This window comes from Rossellomorea oryzaecorticis, assembly GCF_045897515.1.
In the GTDB taxonomy this organism is placed as follows: Bacteria; Bacillota; Bacilli; order Bacillales; family Bacillaceae_B; genus Rossellomorea; species Rossellomorea enclensis.
In genome coordinates this window covers 119,222-133,987 of the sequence record NZ_JBJOSA010000002.1, presented here as the reverse complement: position 1 = coordinate 133,987, position 14,766 = coordinate 119,222, and the positions used below count along the sequence as shown (strand labels likewise).

At 41.8% G+C, this 14,766-nt stretch carries 14 protein-coding genes; 4 read left to right on the top strand and 10 right to left on the bottom strand.

Features of this window, described 5'->3' with window-relative positions; translation table 11 throughout:
• Positions 1 to 98: 98 nt before the first annotated feature.
• Positions 99 to 584 carry a PaaI family thioesterase gene (locus ACKA06_RS02820; RefSeq protein WP_032088962.1) on the top strand — a complete coding sequence of 162 codons (486 nt, stop codon included), beginning with the start codon at positions 99 to 101 and terminating at the stop codon, positions 582 to 584.
• A 57-nt stretch (positions 585 to 641) separates the two neighbouring features.
• Here the strand turns inward: ACKA06_RS02820 and ACKA06_RS02815 are convergent, their stop codons facing one another.
• Together ACKA06_RS02815 and ACKA06_RS02810 are read right to left on the bottom strand one after the other, a co-directional pair.
• A complete protein-coding gene (locus tag ACKA06_RS02815; RefSeq protein WP_052011642.1) occupies positions 642 to 1,571 on the bottom strand; it encodes a CAP domain-containing protein in 930 nt (309 codons plus the stop codon).
• 333 nt (positions 1,572 to 1,904) lie between these two features.
• Positions 1,905 to 2,339, bottom strand: coding sequence for a CBS domain-containing protein (locus ACKA06_RS02810; RefSeq protein ID WP_198259281.1), 435 nt, complete (start codon positions 2,337 to 2,339; stop codon positions 1,905 to 1,907).
• A gap of 262 nt (positions 2,340 to 2,601) precedes the next feature.
• On the opposite strand from ACKA06_RS02810, the gene ACKA06_RS02805 reads away from it, so the two are divergent.
• On the top strand, positions 2,602 to 2,961 hold the full coding sequence (locus ACKA06_RS02805) for a YugN family protein (protein WP_032088965.1): 360 nt from the start codon (positions 2,602 to 2,604) through the stop codon (positions 2,959 to 2,961).
• A gap of 518 nt (positions 2,962 to 3,479) precedes the next feature.
• Entirely contained in the window at positions 3,480 to 4,538 is a 1,059-nt protein-coding gene (ytvI, locus tag ACKA06_RS02800) for a sporulation integral membrane protein YtvI (RefSeq protein ID WP_032088966.1), read from the top strand.
• Positions 4,539 to 4,760: 222 nt separating this feature from the next.
• Here the strand turns inward: ytvI and ACKA06_RS02795 are convergent, their stop codons facing one another.
• The 8 genes from ACKA06_RS02795 to cyoE all read right to left on the bottom strand — a co-directional run bounded on the left by ACKA06_RS02795 (position 4,761) and on the right by cyoE (position 13,334).
• Positions 4,761 to 5,915, bottom strand: a complete 1,155-nt coding sequence (locus tag ACKA06_RS02795) for a GNAT family N-acetyltransferase (protein WP_411158987.1) — start codon at positions 5,913 to 5,915, stop codon at positions 4,761 to 4,763.
• Between the two features lie 106 nt (positions 5,916 to 6,021).
• On the bottom strand, positions 6,022 to 6,483 hold the full coding sequence (locus tag ACKA06_RS02790; protein ID WP_032088968.1) for a DUF420 domain-containing protein: 462 nt from the start codon (positions 6,481 to 6,483) through the stop codon (positions 6,022 to 6,024).
• 78 nt (positions 6,484 to 6,561) lie between these two features.
• Positions 6,562 to 7,467, bottom strand: a complete 906-nt coding sequence (ctaG, locus tag ACKA06_RS02785) for a cytochrome c oxidase assembly factor CtaG (RefSeq protein WP_032088969.1) — start codon at positions 7,465 to 7,467, stop codon at positions 6,562 to 6,564.
• 907 nt (positions 7,468 to 8,374) lie between these two features.
• Positions 8,375 to 8,707: a cytochrome c oxidase subunit IVB gene (gene ctaF / locus ACKA06_RS02780; protein WP_032088970.1), complete on the bottom strand. Its 333-nt coding sequence runs from the start codon at positions 8,705 to 8,707 to the stop codon at positions 8,375 to 8,377.
• Positions 8,708 to 8,711: 4 nt separating this feature from the next.
• Positions 8,712 to 9,341, bottom strand: coding sequence for a cytochrome (ubi)quinol oxidase subunit III (locus ACKA06_RS02775; protein WP_032088971.1), 630 nt, complete (start codon positions 9,339 to 9,341; stop codon positions 8,712 to 8,714).
• Entirely contained in the window at positions 9,341 to 11,209 is a 1,869-nt protein-coding gene (gene ctaD, locus ACKA06_RS02770) for a cytochrome c oxidase subunit I (RefSeq protein ID WP_032088972.1), read from the bottom strand. Before ctaD ends, ACKA06_RS02775 begins: the two co-directional genes overlap by 1 nt.
• A 30-nt stretch (positions 11,210 to 11,239) precedes the next feature.
• The gene (gene coxB, locus ACKA06_RS02765; RefSeq protein WP_032088973.1) at positions 11,240 to 12,316 is read right to left on the bottom strand and encodes a cytochrome c oxidase subunit II; all 1,077 of its coding nucleotides are present in this window, start codon (positions 12,314 to 12,316) and stop codon (positions 11,240 to 11,242) included.
• A gap of 103 nt (positions 12,317 to 12,419) precedes the next feature.
• Complete coding sequence (gene cyoE, locus ACKA06_RS02760; RefSeq protein WP_032088974.1) at positions 12,420 to 13,334, bottom strand: heme o synthase; 915 nt, start codon at positions 13,332 to 13,334, stop codon at positions 12,420 to 12,422.
• Between the two features lie 484 nt (positions 13,335 to 13,818).
• On the opposite strand from cyoE, the gene ACKA06_RS02755 reads away from it, so the two are divergent.
• Positions 13,819 to 14,727 (top strand): COX15/CtaA family protein, encoded by a 909-nt coding sequence (locus ACKA06_RS02755; RefSeq protein ID WP_032088975.1) that lies wholly within the window; start codon positions 13,819 to 13,821, stop codon positions 14,725 to 14,727.
• Positions 14,728 to 14,766 lie beyond the last annotated feature (39 nt).

Below are 14,766 nucleotides of genomic sequence, written 5' to 3'. Positions count from 1 at the left end.
GTAAAATTCTTTTGTAGAAACCAACCAGAAAAACTAAACTAAGCAGTCGTGTTCATAATTATTATTTTACGCTGTGTAAAAGAAAAGGATGTTTGATTATGCAAGAAGAATTACACAAATTGCTGGATGAAGTGCTAAAAACAGCAGATGAAGAAGAAGTAATAAGTATCCGTCAACTGCTGAATGGAGTTAAACGGAAGCAGAATGATCTGAATGAATCCATAATCGGCGGGATATTTGCCATGGATAAATCCACAGTGAACGGAAACTTCACAATAAGTATCCCAATTACTGAAGTCACACATAATTCATTGAAAATAGTGCATGGCGGTGTAACTGCCACCCTGGTGGATACAGCAATGGGGACACTCGCCAATATGATGCTCCCAGAAGGATACGGAGCGGTGACAACAAATTTAACTGTTCATTATGTCTCACCGGGAGTCGGTGAAGAATTGTTTGCGAGTGCCTCAATTGTTCATAAAGGAACAAAGACAATGGTGGTTGAAGGCAAGGTTACGAATTCCTCAGGCAAATTGGTAGCTCATTCTACCGGATCATTCTTTATTTTTGAAAAGAAATAAAAAAAGGCTGGCCGTTTCAAGGACTGTTTGTCTGTGTCCTGGAATAGCCAACCTTTTTTATTCCTCTATCATAAATTTCTCGATGAAGTTCTGAGTATAATATCTTTTATAGACTCCCACTCCCAGATCGGTAAAATCTTTTTCAAGAAGGATTTTTCTGTGGCCTTCAGAATTCAGCCAGCCGTGTACTGCTTCGGGAGCATCAGTATATTGCGAGGCAATGTTTTCCCCTGCAGACTTGAACGTGATCTCTTGGGATTCCAATCGATCAGTAAGACTTCCAAATACAGGTGAATCATGGGAAAAATAATCTTTCTCATACATTTCCTTACTATGTCCCCTTGCTACTTCTGCCGTTTCTTCATTCCACTCTACCTCATCTGCCTCAAATTGAGCACGCATTACATTGGTTATATCAAATATCTGCTGTTCACTTGCGGTATCTATTTTACTCCATTCATTATCAGTGGGTTGTGGTTCTTCGGCAAGCTCGCCCCTGTACATCATTTCATATGGATGCATTTTAATAAGGGTGGCGCTGTCCAAAAATCGGATACTCATTAATTCTCCCGTGAATTTATCAAGGTAAAGCTGTGCATAGATATCCCCTAATGAAACCAGCAGGCGGGTATTAAGATCTTCTTCATTCAGTTCAAATTGATAGGATCCCGATTCATCATTGACAACGATTTCAGATTCGATAATGGTAAAACGATAGATATCTTCAAGCTTCTGTCCAAGCTTATAAGGACTGACATCGACTTCATTGCCGATTGCATAAAGAGTGACTACTTTATTATCTTCCACCCCCATCTGGAGGTATTGCTTCCGAGAAATCGGATAAATCCACCAATCATATCCGTACAGGCCGGGCTCGATTCGTTCCGGTTCGCCAAAGGCATCGATTACTTTATCCGAACCTTTCCCTATCCAGGTAGAGAGACCTGACACAGGCCGTTCCCCGGCATTTTCCAATGGCTTTTTCATCTGATTATCGTGATCTTTCTTAAGAGTCTGTGTATCAGGTCCTTTTAAAGGTTCGTTCTCGTCCTCAAGACTTTGATAAATACTTATTAATAGAATAAATACAAGAATAATAGCGATGCGAAAAACCGTCTTCAGAGATTTCCCTCCTCTCTGCCTTCTCTAGCAGGATATGCATAAAATACTAGCATTATTATACCATTTAAAATGTTTCTGATTATTATGTATTGTATAAAGCATAGCATATTTTATTTTTCACTAAAACTGATGGGTATGTAAAGATCTTATAAATTTAGTTCCAACTAAAAAAGGCGATGGGGGGATCGCCTTTTTTGGTTAACATGGCTTGTTACTGAAGTGGGATTCTGAAATCTCTTCGAGCGCTATAGACGCTTGTGCCTCCAAAGATTCCCTTATGGCGAAATCCCCAAGGGAAACGACGCCGACGAGCCGGCCGCCTTCTACTACCGGAAGCCTTCTGATCTGTTTATCTGCCATCAACTGTGCTGCCTGGGCAGCATCGGAGTCCGGCGCGATCGTGATAAGCTCCTTACTCATGATATCCTCGACTTTTGATGAAGCAGGGTGTTTTTCTGCTATACATCTAGTGACAATATCCCTGTCTGTTATGACCCCAACAATTTTTTCGCCGTCTACGATTGGGATCGAGCCCACATTATATTCCTTCATTTTCACTGCCACTTCATACACATTATCGAGAAGCGTGCATGTTTCAACATCTTTTGTCATGATTTCTTTCAACGTCGGCATCCTAGCCCTCCTCCAATCTAGAGATTCTCCTTATTCTTCTCTTACATCCATAACTTATGCACCTTAAAGAATCATAAATCGCTTTCATCCAAACATTGCAAGAAAAAGAATTTTACACTATTATAAAGAATGAGAAATACCGCATTTAGTATCATTTTACATACTGCCGATATAAATGCTGTTAACAAGAACATCAAAAAGGCAATGGGAACATGACTTTATACCCTGATCCTTTCGCCAGACATTATAGGAGGGAAATATTATGCGTTTTGAAGAAACAGGAATTGAGAGTGTTAAAGTAGATTTGAACCGTCTTGACGACATCATGGAGTCACACGGCCTTGTCCGTGCAGGTCAGTGGGATTACGAAAGGGTAACATACGACCGTAAGTTTGAAATCAGAGAAGGCATTTTCTATCTTCGTATTCAGGGACTGGCAGTGGAAGGCGATATCGGCAAGCACGACGCCGTCATCCAACTGATGACACCACTATTGGGCAAACACTACTACCCACACGGCGTAGAGTACGGTGAAGGCGAAGATTTCCCTAAACACCTGCTGACCTCTTGTGAAAAACTAATCGCAGACGTAAAAAAAGAAGTAACAGAATTCGCTTGGTAATACCTAAAGCGAAGGCGGCTCGCCCAGAGGCGACAAGCATAAGATGAGCCGGCCAAAAAGGCGTTTTTTGCCTTATTGGCCGGCTTAACTTATGTCTCGAGCCTCTAGCCGCCGGAGCTGGATGATAGAAAAGCGGAAGGGCTTTGGTCAGAGGCGGGTGGCATAAGACGAACCGGACTGGAAGGCGCTCTTTGCCTTCTTGTGCGGTTTGGCTTATGACATGTGCCTCTAAGCCCTGCAGCTGGACAATACCAAAAGCGGAGGCGGCTTGTTCAGCCCCGACAAGCATAACTGGGAAATCCCTGAAGGCGCTCTTTGCCTTTAGGGATTTTTCAGTTATGACCTCGAGGGGCTAGTCGCCGGAGCTGGATGAACCAAAAGTGGAGACGGCTTACTACCCGGAAAATGCAGTCTATCTGCCTCAAAAATATCAAAATTAAATTCCTTCCCTACTGTTCATTCTTTCTTTACTCTAATATAATAAATAGTAAGAGGAAACGTTAGAAAGGGGTTCTCAATTGTCAAAGTTTTTCACCAGAAAAGTTTTTATCATCCTAATAAGCATCATCATCCTGGCAATCCTTTCGTTTTTTATATTGCCTATATCCGTCCCCTTGATTACTGCTCTTATCACTGCCTTATTCCTTGAGCCAGCAGTTAAATTCACTCAAAAACGTTTTTCCACCAACAGAAAAATAGCGGTTTTATCCGTGTTTATCCTTTTCTTGTTGTTAATAGGTTTATCAGCTGTGTTCGTCACAACAAAAGTTGTCGGTGAAGGAATTCAGCTGATAGAAGATACACCTAAATACATTAATCAATTAAGTGAAATATGGCTGGATTACGAGGAAAAGCTCCTGGATGCTGCAGAAGACTTCCCCGATGAGGTGGTAACGGGCTTTAGTGAAGAAGTGCAGAACTTCCTGACCTCGGTTAAGACAAAAATACTTAACTCGTTAAATATAGAAAAAATCAGCGCATTTTTATCCTATATCCCAAGCTACCTGGTTAGTTTTCTAGTATATTTAATCGCACTGTTTCTATTTATGCTGGATCTGCCAGGAATAAAATTGAGTATTTTCAGACACTTGACTGAACGGACGGCCGAAAAAGTGAATTTCATGACGTCCCGGCTGTCTTACGTGATTTTCGGCTTTTTCAAAGCACAGTTTCTGGTTAGTATCATCATTTTTCTCGTCTCACTCATTGGGCTGCTTTTCATCTCCCCTGAAGTGGCGATTGTGATGTCTCTTGTCATTTGGATCATTGATTTCATCCCTCTGATAGGTTCAATTGTCATTCTGGGACCATGGGCAATGTTCCATTTGATTACAGGTAACATTGCGCTTGGGACTCAGCTTGCCGTACTGGCCGCCATATTATTAATCATCAGGAGAACCGTGGAACCTAAAGTCATGGGGACTCATATTGGATTGTCACCTTTAGCTACGTTGATTGCCATGTACCTTGGCTTGAAGCTATTCGGAGTACTCGGTTTCATCATCGGCCCGATGATATTGATTGTATTCAATTCAGCAAAAGAAGCCGGCATAATCAAGACCAATTTCAAAGTTTGAGCAAAAAGGACCTGCCATCCCGGCCGGTCCTTTTTTTAATATAGCTCTTTTCTCATCCTTTGTTGCTTTATACACAAGAAAATACCGGAACTTGGGTGTTTACAGATGTCCGTCCACCTGTGGTTTAAACTTGAATTCGAAAAGAGCACGTCCACAAGCAACATTCAGGCTACTAGCCAATTTACGGAAAGCAACAATCTTTTAGAAAACAGCCTTTAATATTTAAAAGAAATCATAGAAAAACGGACTTACATCCTTCGTCAATTTTTCCAATTTAGCAACTTCCGGCAAGTCTCCTTCGATCTGTCCCATATCCATCAGTGCTTTTGGTGAATAAACTCCAAAAATGACAGCTGTTAGAGTGTTGATATCCATGACTACAGTATTGTCTGCCGGTTCACTTTTCTTCACACCGTGTGCCGACACTGTAAAGGTACCATTATTCCATTCAGCTTGATCATCTTTAATTGTTAGCGTTAAGTGGTCATCAAACTCAATATGCTTCAAATAGGCATTCAAGAAGCTTTCCACATTCACAATTCTATTCATAAAATAAGGAAAACGCTCCATTTTCACGCGGGGATTCCTGAGCAGAAATGACAATGGCTCATTTGGATTCAGCACCAGTTCTGAATCGTTGATCATCGAATCATGCTGACAGATAAAGTTCCATAATCCGTGTCTCGCCTCAGCGTTCAATGGAACGAATTCCTCTACCTTCATTTTTTCATTCTTGACTTCATAACTAAGATAGCCTTGCGGCACATGATTTTCATCATAGTATATCGCAATCCATAAATCCCCGATACTTCTTTCCTTCCACCATTCCTTTGTGCGTTCAAGCATTCCACTATGATTAGAGGCATAACGGTCATACAATTGATGAAGTTCTACAGGGTAAGTTTCCTTTGTAAATCTTTTGATGCTACCATTTGTTTTTTTTATTGGGATTAAATCTTTTTTTGTTAAATATAACTTGTTAAAATAAGCGAAAACCTCCCACCCGAATTTCCTGTAGAAATCGATATCAAATGGGTGCAGCATCGAGATCGTCTGCCCCTTATTATTCATTTCCTCTAGCGCATGAGACAGTAAACTCCTTACTAATCCTTTTCGCCTGTACTCCGGGTAAGTTGCAACACCTGCTATTCCCCCCATCGAATACTTCTCATTTCCAATCCATACTTCCAGGGAAAGCAAATGAAGCTTGGCCGCCAGGGAACCCTCAGAAAAGATACCATAGACATCCTGCACCTTTAACTTTTGAAGTCTTTTATCTCTCTTCTCAGAAGGTACTTTGTATTGAAATGCATATTCGGATAACTGTAAAGATTCTTCATAAAGTTTTTGTTCAAGTTTTTTTATACTGTGTGTCATAGTATGATTACCCCCTTTCTCACTTGTTTAATTCGACAGAAGAACCGCTTATCCTTTTCTGCAATAAAAAAGCCCGTATAAGAACGTTCTTATACGGACCGGGAACTCAGCTCCCTATTATTGCCTTTATGACAGATGTCGTCTCCCCGCCTTCATAAAAGACATAGAGCAGCATGTATACAGCAACCCCGGTGATCGCGGTGAAGAACCAAATGATGCTGGTGACAGGTCCCAGCTTTCTATGTCTTGCCAATTTTTCTTTATATCCTGTCCATAAACTCATTAAACCGAACACAGCCCCTACAGTCGCGAGGGTGATATGGAAAATCAAGAAGATTGTATAATAAATCTTGATATTATCCGGTCCCCCAAATGAAGTATTCCCGATGAAGATGGTTCTGCTTGCGTAAATAATAAAGAAAATCAGTGCAAAAATCCCTGCAAGGGTCATCGTCCCTTGATGCTTCTCGATTTTCCTTTGTTTGATTTGCCACCAGCCAATGGCTACAGTGATAGCACTTAGAACGATGAAACTGGTGCTGATTGTAGGTAAAATTGGTACACCCATTTTTACAAGTCCTCACTTTTCTGTATTTATTCTATGTACGGCAGGAATGGCGGCAAGCTATCCCTGCAAGTATGATCATTATTCAGTCCTTGTTTGGTCTACAACCGGATCATACGAAAGTCTTTCCTGTTTTTCCATATCTTTTCGATACCATTGAAAGAAAAGATTAAAAAGCATTACTCCGAAAACAATCTCCTGAATGATTTTCATAATGACTCCACCCAACTGCTGGTCATTCAAGGTCGACATAGAGGTGAATAACTCGGGACCGGTCAGCGTCATGCCCTGTAACGTGTCAACCGGCACACAGAGGGCCAAAGATTGCATAAACGCTTCAGGATCATAATAAGGTGCATACAAGGGATTCTCTGCGAAGATAATCAATCCGCAAGCCGGTGTCAATAAAACCGCACTTCCCAATATATATCCAATTCTCTTTAAACCTTCTAAGTCGATATCCTCATCCGCAGGGTTCAAGAGCGGCCACCACATTACAATGGATAATAAGAACAAGATGACTGTAGCCAATCCGTGCGCTGTAACATCTGTTCTGACATGATCAAATACCAGCGGAATATGATAAACCGAAAACACAACATTAAATGAAAGCAGAGCAATCAAAGGCTTTGTCATGAACTTAAATATTGGTTTGACAACTGGGAGGTTTATTATTTCCTTCCAGACCCAATTAGGAATTCCCATGATAATCAGAGGTGTTACTACTAAGTACAGAAGGGCCATCTGAGTCATGTGAGCAGAAAATAATATCGTGCTCATTACTTCAACAGGCGAACCTTTGATGGCATATAAAAGGAGGATCGCCACTATAAAATAAGCTGCTTCCTTTCCAGTCAGCGGAGTACTTTCCCTAAAGCTTGTTCTCCACTTCACGGTGACCAAAAAATAAACAACTGTGATAAACACCAATGCCAAAATAAAAAATGGGCTCCATAAAGCCATAAAACCAAATATACCCAACGGCATATCCTCACCTCATTTCACTAATAACCGCTACCCCCATTATACTGTCAACTCCCCCCCACTTCAATCCAAGCTAATGACAAGTTCATGAACAATTAAGAAAAGCGGAGGCGGCTCGCTCAGAGGCGACAAGCATAAGATGAATGGGCCGGGAAGGCGTTCTTTGCCTTCTTGGTCCATTTAGCTTATGACCTCGAGCCTCTAGCCGCCGGAGCTGGACAATAGAAATGCGGAAGGGCTTTGCTCAGAGGCGGGTGGCATAAGACGGGCCGGACTTGAAGGCGCTCTTTGCCTTCTTGGCCGGGTTGGCTTATGATATGTGCCTCTAAGCCCTGCAGCTGGACAATAGAAAAGCGGAGGCGGCTCGCTCAGAGGCGACAAGCATAAGATGAATGGGCCGGGAAGGCGTTCTTTGCCTTCTTGGACCATTTAGCTTATGACCTCGAGCCTCTAGCCGCCGGAGCTGGACAATAGAAAAGCGGAGGCGGCTCGCCCAGCCAATATGAATGGGACTTGCAGGAAAGTTGTTCTTTGCCTTCTTATATCATGCAGTGGACAGTTTGGATGTTTTTGGTAAGTGGTGGAATAAATCCTAAAATTAAAAGATTATCTCCCAGAATTCGAAGATTATGGCCAGGAATTGAAAGAAAAAGTCCAGTTTTCGAAAGATTACCGACCAAAATTAAAAGATTACCCCGATTCCACCCGTTCCGCAGGCTACAATTAAGCGCTTATAGAGCCAAAACGCTGATTTCCCCTATTAGGACGGGGGCAGCCATATAGAAAACAGCGTCAAAAAAGCCTAAAACTAAGTATACATCCTTAAATAAACCATGTATGACATGAGCCTCCGGCAGCTGAAGCAGAACAATAAAAAAGCCAGCCAATTAAATTGGCTGGCTTTTCTTAATTAGATCCATACGATCGTCAAGAATGTTAACACTGTGATAAACGCTACAAGTGCCCCGGAATACAAGAACAATGAAGGAGCTTCATGTCCTTTGTGACTCATGTGCATGAAATAGTATAATTGGAAAATCAATTGTACTACTGCAAGCAGCAGGATGAATGGTACTACGAAGTACTTATCAAAATCACCTGCAACAGCGATGAAAGCAACAAGTGTTAAGAAAATCATAAACATGAATGAAGTTACCTGCATCCTCATGTCTTCCGCGTTTTTCTTACGTTTATATTCGTAATCTACACTTGGGTTACCTGAATTTGATTGTTGATTCGCCATCAGTTTATCCCACCATTCCCATTAAGTATACTACTGTAAAGATAAATACCCATACAACGTCGATGAAGTGCCAGTATAGTGAAGCTAAATAAAACTTCGGAGCGTTGTAAAGGTTAAGTCCGCGTTTCGCATTACGAAGCATCAGACTAATGATCCAAAGGAGCCCGAATGCTACGTGCCCTCCGTGGAAGCCAACAAGCGCATAAAATGCCGAGCCAAACGCGCTGCTAGTAAAAGTATGCCCGTATTCATGAACATAATGATTGAACTCATAAATTTCCAACCCTAGGAACCCTGCACCCAATAATACAGTGATCAGTAACCAGGCCTGCATTCTCTGGAAATTGTAATTTTTCATATGGTACATTGCATAAACACTTGTTAACGAGCTTGTTAAAAGAAGCATAGTAGCCACGAATGAAAGAGGCAGATCAAATAAATCAGTCGTCAATGCATGGCTTTCACTAGGCACTTTGTTCTTAAGAGCAAGATAAGTAGCGAACAACGAGCCGAACAGAACTGTTTCTCCGCCAAGGAAGAACCAGAATCCCATGAACTTATTTTTCCCCTCAAGGGTTGCCTTTTCAGGGGAGGCCGGCCAGGTCTTCGGCGTGAATTTTTCTTCAGCGTGCATTATGCCTTACCCCCTTTATCATCATCCATTAAATCTTCTTTGTGAACATGATAACCATGATCGTCGATTACAGATCTCAGGAACATTGAACTTAATGTGATCAGCATACCGATAATCAAAACAGGCAGTGCCCATGCTTCTCCATCCGGACGGTACATGGCACCGAATGCTGCCACAAACAAACCGAATGAGATGAATACCGGAAGAATTGAATTATTCGGCATATGGATATCACCGATCGGTTCTGCTGGTGTAAGCTCTTTCTTGCCTTCCATTTTCTCAAGCCAGAAAGCATCCAATCCACGGATAAGAGGTGTCTGCTTGAAGTTATAGAATGGCGGCGGTGATGGAATTGACCATTCGATGGTACGTCCATCTCCCCAAGGGTCATTACCGACTTTAACACCTTTAACTTGCGTCATGATGATGTTAAATAACAGGATGATTACAGCAACTCCCATAAATCCTGCTCCGATGGAACTAACCAGGTTTCCTGTTTCAAACCCTTGACCAGGCAAGAACTTCCAAATACGACGCGGCATCCCCATAAGACCGAGGAAATGCTGGATAAAGAACGTTAAGTGGAATCCAATAAAGAATAACCAGAAAGAGATTTTCCCAAGGAAATCATTTAACATCGTACCGAACATCTTCGGCCAGTAATAATGCGTTCCAGCCAATAGTGCGAATACAACACCACCAACGATTACATAGTGGAAGTGTGCCACTACGAAATACGTATCATGGAATTGGTAGTCAGCTGCTGCTGATGCAAGCATGATACCTGTGACTCCCCCAGCAACGAATGAAGGAATGAAAGCAACCGCATACAACATAGGTGTAGTGAATCGCAAGCTTCCTCCCCACATTGTGAGAAGCCAGTTAAAGATCTTAATACCTGTCGGTACGGCAATCGCCATGGTAGCAACTGCGAAGATTGCATTTGCAATCGGTCCAAGACCAACTGTGAACATATGGTGAGCCCATACCATGAATCCAAGGAAACCGATCAATACGGTCGCAAATACCATGGATGAGTAACCGAATAAACGTTTTCTTGAGAAGTGCGGAATGATCTCTGAGAAAATTCCGAATGCCGGTAATACAAGGATGTATACTTCCGGGTGTCCGAAGATCCAGAAGAAATGCTCCCAGATAATCGTGTTACCGCCATTGGCAACATCAAAGAAATTAGAGCCGAACATACGATCGAACATCATTAAGAAAAGACCGACTGTCAGGGCTGGAAATGCAAATAAGATTAGTGCTGATGTAACAAACGCTGTCCAGGTGAACAGTGGCATACGCATATATGTCATCCCAGGGGCACGCATATTAATGATGGTAACAAGGAAGTTGATACCGCCAATCAATGTACCTGCACCGGCAATCTGTAAACCTAAGACGTAAAAATCAATTCCATGACCTTCAGAGGCCATTGACAGTGATGCATAAGATGTCCATCCTGCATCAGGTGCTCCACCCATGAACCATGAAAGATTCAGGAATACTCCACCGAAGAAGAATAACCAGAATCCTAGTGAATTCACAAATGGAAATGCAACATCACGAGCACCGATCTGTAAAGGTACAACTGCATTCATAAATGCAAATATCAGCGGCATGGCTGCCAAGAATATCATCGTTGTACCGTGCATCGTTAATACTTCGTTGTATAAGCCTGCACTAATGAAATCACTATTAGGCACTGCAAGCTGTATACGGATAATAAGAGCTTCTAATCCACCGAGTAGGAAGAAGAATCCTCCTGCCATAAGGTAAAGGATGGCGATCTTTTTATGGTCTACTGTAGTCAAGTAATCCCAAACAGTCGCACCGAAGCCTTTTTTCTGTGCTAAGCTACTCACGATTTAACCTCCCTTTTAACTTATCCCCTATTAATCTTGAACTTTCAGACCCATCAGGTATTCTGCAAGAGCATCCTTTTCTTCTTCAGTTAACTCTCCATATGTACCTGTCATTTTGTTTCCTGGCTTATACTGTTCCGGATCTGTCAACCAGTTTTTGAGTTCTTCTTCATTATGTTCGAGAATCCCAGCAATACGGTTACGCTCGCCGAAAGTTGCTAAGTTCGGAGCAAGGCGTGCAGATTCGGGACGGCCATCTTCCGGGGAAACCGCATGACAGCTCAAGCATTTTTGATTGAAGATATCTTGTCCTTGTTGCGCTAAGTCAGAAGCAGGTTTTGGATCTCCTGCGTTTTGCATATCGTCCACCCATGCAGTGAATTCATCTTTTGGTAACGCTTTAACTTTGAAGTCCATTAATGCGTGGGAAGGACCGCAAAGTTCGGCACATTTACCATAGAATACCCCGCCGGCTTCTTCAGCCTTTTTACCATCAAACTCAAGGAAGAATGTGTTCACACCATCAACGTTAGTATCAATCTTTCCTCCTGCTGCTGGAATCCAGAATGAATGTTTTACATCAGAAGCTGTTACATTGAAGTAGACCTTCTGATCGGTTGGAACAACCAAATCTTGAGAAGTGATGATTTTTTGGTCTGGATATTCGAATTCCCACCAATAAAGGTTGGCACGAACATTTACAACCAGCGCTTCACGATTACCGTCAGCGTCTTTTTTGTCCATTGCTTTTGTATCAGCAAGCTGGAATGTTGCAGTGACTGTAGGAACTGCAAGGATAAGCAGAAGGATGATTGGAATGACTGTCCATAGGATTTCCAACGTATGGCTTCCTTCAACTTGTTTTGGGATCGCAGTGTCTCCTTTTTTTCTGCGGAAACGGATGATCGCCACTGCATAGATGATTACTACTACAATAATAACCAATACCATTATTGATGTAGCAAGAATCATTAGATCATATTGTGTCTGTGCTACTTCCCCTGCCGGCTGCAGTGTAGATAGAAACGGCTCACCGCAACCGGAAAGAATAAGTGCCATCATGGCTACAATGGAGAATAAGCGCCACTTAGTTAGCCTTGCTTTCATAGCTTAATCAAACCCCTCTTTCGTGTAATGTACTTCCTGAAATAAAACAAGGACTCAAAAAATATCTATTTGGATTTCTTATCAGAAAGAATTCCCACTAATCTTATATAACGGTAACAATAACCATTGCTACAAACAAGATAGTCAAATAATTAAGTGAATATACAAACATCAATTTAGACCACTTAATATCATCCTTCATTTTATAGCCTGCAAGGCCAAGTGCTAACCAGCCGATATTGAAGGCTGTGGCAAGAATGAAGAAAAACAATCCAAGATCCATTAAGAAGAAAGGAATCGGCAGTAAGGCAGCGACCCAGGCAACGATATGATGCTTAGTCACGGCAAAGCCTTTTACAACAGGGAGCATAGGGATATCCGCTGCACGATATTCTTCCACGCGTTTCATCGCAAGCGCATAGAAATGCGGCGGCTGCCAGATGAACATCATCAAAAACAGCATCCATGCTACGATATCAAGGTTAGCATCTACGGCGGCCCACCCAATCAGTGGAGGGACTGCACCAGATATGCTTCCAACAATCGTGTTGCTTACATATTTCCTTTTGGACCACATTGTATATAATACAACATAACTGAATACACCTATAAGTCCTATTACACCTGCAGTCACAGTTGTCATGAACAGCATGATGATTCCGAATGCAATCATCAGCAGCCCCAATAATGAAGCTTTCGTTCCATTGATCTTCCCGGTAACTGTCGGGCGTTCCTTTGTACGTTCCATCAGATGATCGATGTCGCGGTCATAGACATTATTGATCACACATGATCCGGCAATGATCAGAGATGAACCCACTAGAGTTAGGAACATGATATCCAGAGAATTCAGAAAGTGTGTATTAGTAAAATAAAATGCTAACCACATCCCGGTAAAAGTAGTGATTAGATTTGAATTAACAATTCCGACCTTAATAAGTGCCAAGAAATCTTTCCATACAGTGGATGTAGAGATCTCAGCTTTTTCAACATTTGTCATTATTCGACTGTTTGACATTTTACCCCTCCTCACGTTAAAACCAAACAGAGGCAGATGACACCTCTTACTACTATAAAGTAAATGATCTGCCATTTCTATATCAAATTCAAATTTTTAGCAAAGATAAGAAATAGTAATCATGCTATCAATATTATATTAAACCATATATTTTTTCCTTTTTGGGGTGGAAAAAAATAATATTGTGAAGAAATTGTGAAGAAGGCAGTCGGCAATGCTTTCGACATTGTATAAGGCATCGTCTTTATCATATCATACTTTCTGGATAAGCGCTTACACAATTACAGTAAAGTAAAATTCAGGAATTTCGGCTGTCTGCAAGTAGTCTTCCCGACTTGATGGTGAGTAATGCTCAATATTCTGTAACATTTTATACATTGAGTTTTAGCTTTCATTTCGTTATTATCGAAAGGCGACAAACTATTTTTCTACTATATTTTTATTTTCTACAACTCTAAAGACTTAAACTAAGAAGGTGAATTGATTGCATAAAGGATTAAAGTGGCTTGCCGTCATCACGACACTCGGTATGCTATTTGTACTATTAGGCGGTGCCCTGGTGACCAAAACAGAGTCAGGCATGGGCTGCGGCCGGTCCTGGCCATTGTGCAACGGCCAGCTGATCCCTACGGACATTACTGTGGAACTTGTCATTGAGCTTGCTCACAGAGTGGTTTCCGGAGGAGTGGGTCTGCTGGTCCTTGCCCTTTCGGTATGGTCCTGGAAAGCCATCGGATATAAGCGCGAAACCAAGTTTCTATCCGTTCTATCATTCTTTTTCCTCCTGCTGCAAGGATTGATAGGGGCCGCTGCAGTTATCTGGGGTCAATCAGACTTCGTACTTGCACTGCATTTCGGAATTTCACTCATTTCATTTGCAGCCATATTGCTGCTGACTTTACTCATTTTCGAAGTTGATCAAAAATTCGAGGCAAGCTCACTGGTTATCGATAAACGTATGAGATTTCATATGATCGGTGTGACCATTTACAGTTACATGGTCGTTTATACCGGGGCTCTAGTCCGCCATACAAATTCAAGTCTGGTCTGTAAAGACTGGCCGCTTTGTGTGAATTCAAGTCCGGGACTGCCTTCAAATATGTATGAATGGATCCAAATGGGACATCGGTTTGCAGCCGGGATGATATTTATCTGGATAGGTTACATCACATATATCGCGATTAAAGAGCACAAGCATCAGAAAGTCATTTATTGGGGATGGATCATAGCGTTCACCCTTGTATCCTTACAGGTTATATCAGGAGCTTTGGTTGTCTTCACAAGGTTGAACCTAGGAATTGCATTGCTTCATGCTTTGATCATCTCCTGCTTATTTGGGTTGTTATGTTACTTCATACTCCTTGCTTCCAGGAGTAAAGTGACAAATGAATAAAAGGGATGCCGGTAATGTACCGGCATCCCTTTTTTATGA